Source organism: Anaerovibrio sp. (genome assembly GCF_024697385.1).
GTDB lineage: Bacteria > Bacillota > Negativicutes > Selenomonadales > Selenomonadaceae > Anaerovibrio.
On record NZ_JAILFV010000125.1, the window covers coordinates 1 to 4,608 of the forward strand.

Sequence of the window (4,608 nt, forward strand, 5' to 3'; positions counted from 1 at the left end):
CGCAGCAAACGACACCAATACCGATTCTGACCGTGCTACTATCCAGAAGGAAATGGATCAGTCCATTGACCAGATAAATGATAATGCCAATGTTACCTTTAATGGCAAGTATTTGGTAGATGGTTCCCACAACAAGAAGACTATTCAGACCACTACTGCAATGACTAACCAGAGCTTGTCCACTGGCACTACTGGTACTACTAAATTTACTCAATTGGCAGCCCGCAATGGTGACAGCCTGAACATTCACAGCACTGATACCGTTACCATCTCCTATGTTAAGGATGGTAAGACTGTAACCAGCTCTGTACAGGTTGGTACTAATGCTCTTGGCACTACTATCAGCAAGTTGACCGGTGGAGCAATCACTCTTAAGAGTGCTACTTCTTCTATCGGCACTGATGGTTCTAAGAATGCAGTTAACACTGCTTCTGGCGAAAATGCTATTACTCTTCAGTCTTCAGCAGGTGGTATCACTGGTCAGATTGCCGGCTTCACCATGTACATTACTGATAACAAGGGTAATGTAAACAAGTCCGCTAATGCTTCACTGGATGCATTTGAGGAGACAATCCGTGCTCAGAATGCTTCTGAGGACAACTCCATCGTGCTTCAGGTAGGCACCAAGGCTGGCCAGTCCATCAAGGTTGGTCTTACCGACATGAAGGCTACTGCTCTTGGCCTCCAGGGTATGGATGGTTCTACCTTGTCCGTAGCAACTCAGGAGAAGGCAAATGCAGCAATCAATGCTCTTGATTCTGCTATTCAAAAGGCATTGGATCAGCAGACCTCCATCGGTGCAGCTGAGTCCCGTCTCGAGTACACCCAGAGCAACCTGACTACTGCAAGCGAGAATGTAACCAGTGCTGAGTCCGTAATCCGTGATGCTGATATGGCTAAGGAAATGACTGCCTACACCAAGAACAATGTTCTGCTTCAGGCTGCACAGTCCATGCTGTCACAGGCTAACCAGAGCAGCTCCAATGTACTCAGTCTGCTCCAGTAATAGGATAGTAGGATTATTACAAACAACCATAAATTGGACCACTCTTCGGAGTGGTCCTTTTTTGTCAGTAATTGATGTCAATAGACAAATTAGTGTTTTTGTGCAGTAAAGGTGTCGAGATATTAAACCTCTTAAGGAAATATTTAAATAATTGCTGTATAATAATAACAAGAGATATACCAGCCTCTGCGATTGCAATAAACTATCAGGACAGGAGACCGTAAAAATGATGATTTCTGCAGTATATATCGCCAAAAATGAAGCCCATAATATTGTTCGTTCCCTTGAATCAATAAAGGGAACAGCAGATGAGCTTATTCTGGTGGATACAGGCTCTACAGATAAGACTGTAGATATTTTCAAATCATATGGTGGGCAGGTATACTATCAGGAATGGAGTAACGATTTTTCTGTTGCAAGAAATCTGGCAATGTCCAAGGCGACCGGTGATTGGCTTATAATATTGGATGCCGATGAATATTTTACTGAAGAAACCTGTAATAATATCAGGGAAATCATAGCTTCATTGTCTTCAAGGACAAATGGGTTACTGGTTTCCATGGAAAATTATGATAAATCTACGGGGGAAAGGCTGGATAATTTTTATGCCTTAAGGCTGGTGCGCAATATTAATGGATTAAATTATAAGGGCAGAATTCATGAATCATTGTATCATTATGATAAGTACCTCTCAGGGCTTCAGCAGGTCAGTGGGGAATTGCTTAAGATTATTCATACAGGCTATAGCTCAAACATATCAAAGGAAAAGGCAGGCCGAAATCTTGCGATTATAAGGCAGGCAATTGCTGAAGGGGAACCTGTGGAGCATTATTACACATATCTATATGAATGCTATACCGGCCTTGGGGACATAGAAAAAGCCATGTACTATGCCAGGCTGGATGTGACACGGGGTCGCCAGCCAATAACCTATGCCAGCAGAAGCTATCGTGGTCTCATTAATTACTATGCCGGAAAGCCAACTGTCGAAGGTAAAGAAAACCATTTGGCAATTGTGGAGCTGGCAGTGAAGGATTTTCCGGAGCTGCCGGAATTTCATGCAGAATACAGTGAATGCCTATATCAGAGGGGAAGGTACCGGGATGCAAACAAAGAAATAGAGATGGCTATATCATTGTATGAAAATTATCATGGCCTGGAACCGTGTCTTATGACAGATGAAATGCTTTCGATTATGCAAAAAAGACAACAGGAGATTTCCAAAATGGCAGAAAAAGATATTAAAATATCCGCCTGTGTGATAGTCAGGAATGAAGCCGATAATATTCGCAGCTGGTTGGAAAATGTTCAGATATTTGCTGATGAAATAATTATTAATGATACTGGCTCCGAGGATGCTACAAAATCACTGATTGCAGAATTCAGTGAAGAAAATCCGGAGCTGAGTATTATATTGCTGGAATCCTTGTGGGAGGATAATTTTTCCTTGGCCAAAAATCAGTGCTTGGCTGAAGCCACAGGGGATTGGATTGTTTTTACAGATGCTGATGAATTATTCAGGACTCCCGTCGAAGTACGCAATGCCTTATACAGTTTGCGGGAAGGGAATAATGAACTTCAGGTTGTAATGGTGCCTATGGTCAACATTGATAGGGACCACCATAATGCAGCATTGAATACATTTAATTCTGTCCGCATATATAAAAATGAACCTGGACTTCAGTATGAGGGCCGGATACATGAGGCTGTTACCATTAATGGCCAGGGAATTGAAAATTTGCATTGGTGTATTTCTGATAATCGCTTATTAATAGAGCATACAGGGTATTCATCCAGTATAAATCCCCGAAAGGCTGAGCGTAATATTAAATTATTGAACCGGGATATAGAGGATGGGACTGATATAAGGAAATTATACAGATACTTGGCAGAGTGTTATTATACCCTGGAAGAATATGGTAAGGCCCTGGATAATGCTTTATTGGCTACCCAGTCCCCTTATCAGCCATTGGGCCAGCAGGGGGATATGTATTGGCTGGCTCTTAATGCCATGGAAAAATTGGATTATGGTGTTGATGATCAGGTGGTACTGGCGGATACGGGAATTCGTCTGTTTCCCAATTTACCGGATTTTTATGCCCGTAAGGGATTTATTTTGACAGAACAGGAAAAGTATCAGGAAGCTGTTCAGCTATTGGAAAAATCCTTGTCTCAAATAGGTGCGGATAAGGAAAATTCCAGCAACATTGCCTCTGTTATGCATGAGGTATATACAAAGCTGGGAATTGGACTTTATCATATTGGAAATGGGAAGCTGGCCGAGGAATATCTGATAAAAGCACTGGGATTGAATCCATGGAATGATGATGCAATCTGTGGCTGGGCGGATATCTACGATGGTGTTGCGGATAACGCTTTTATTGAAAAGCTAAAAGAAATATATGAAGGTGAAAAGGGCTATCAGGAGATATTGTCAAATATATTCGCCGTAAATGGTTTTCCGGAGCTGTCCGTTTATTTTGGGAAGTTATCCAAGGATTTATTGATAAACCAGAAATCATATCAGTATATATATAACCAGGCAATGAAGGGCTTGGCGGAAATACTGCCGGCACTTTTTGTGTGTCTGCTGGAAAAATATGATAAAGAATATGCCCGTATGCTGCCGGAGGGTCTGCATAACATTGTTAAATATATTCATGGCCTGATCGGTGCAGAAAGCATAGCTGGTTTATATGGGGATTATAAGGTGTTTTTTAAGGAAATTCTATTGTATGGATCAGATACTTTAATAGAGCGGTATATAGAAATGATAAGTATCTTTTCTGGCAACGAATTGGAAAAGGAACAGCGTTATGTGGAAATAGCTGAAATAATGACCCGGAATAATTGTGAGCAGCTGGCGCTTAAGCTGTATGAAATGATTCCTGCAGAATCACCTAGTGCCAATGACAGGTTTTGGGAAGGTGTGGGAATATGCTTTTATCAATTAAGCATGTATGCCGAGGCCGTGGAATGTTTTAAACATGTGAAAGTAAGTCTTAGAAGCAACTCATACAAGAATTGGTGTCAGGAGGCATTAAAAAATGGCAATTAAAGTTTCTGCCTGTGCAATAACCAAGAATGAAGAAAAGAATATGCCACAGTGGTTGACTTGTATGAAAAATGTGGCAGATGAAATAATTGTTGTGGATACAGGCTCAACGGATAATACTGTGGCTTTGGCCAAGGCTGCCGGAGCCAAGCTGTATCATTTTGACTGGATCAATGATTTTGCTGCTGCCAAAAACTATGCCATTGAGAAAGCGACGGGAGATTGGATAATTTTTCTTGATGCAGATGAATGGTTTACCGATGCTGTTCAAAAAAATGTGCGTAGTGAGCTGGAACGGTTTGACAGGGATAAAACAGTAGGATGCTTGTTGTGCCGTCAGGTCAATATCGATGCGGATGACAATAATCGTCCTATTCCTACCACCTTGATGCCAAGAATTTTTCGCAATAGTCCTTATATACGCTATGTAGGCGCTATCCATGAACAGGTGGTCAACAGCCAGGGAAATAAAAAAATGGTGTTTGCCGATAAACTGGAGTTTCTGCATACTGGCTATTCCGGCAGTATTGCCCGTTCAAAGGCTGAA

At 41.6% G+C, this 4,608-nt stretch carries 3 protein-coding genes; all 3 read left to right on the forward strand.

What is annotated here, in order from left to right; all coding sequences use genetic code 11:
- A partial coding sequence (locus K6C05_RS07290; protein ID WP_296733091.1) for a flagellin occupies nt 1-1,006 on the forward strand: 1,006 nt, incomplete at its 5' end.
- A gap of 226 nt (nt 1,007-1,232) precedes the next feature.
- Complete coding sequence (locus K6C05_RS07295; RefSeq protein ID WP_296733094.1) at nt 1,233-4,064, forward strand: glycosyltransferase; 2,832 nt, start codon at nt 1,233-1,235, stop codon at nt 4,062-4,064.
- A partial coding sequence (locus K6C05_RS07300; RefSeq protein ID WP_296733096.1) for a glycosyltransferase family 2 protein occupies nt 4,054-4,608 on the forward strand: 555 nt, incomplete at its 3' end. The genes K6C05_RS07295 and K6C05_RS07300, both read left to right, overlap by 11 nt.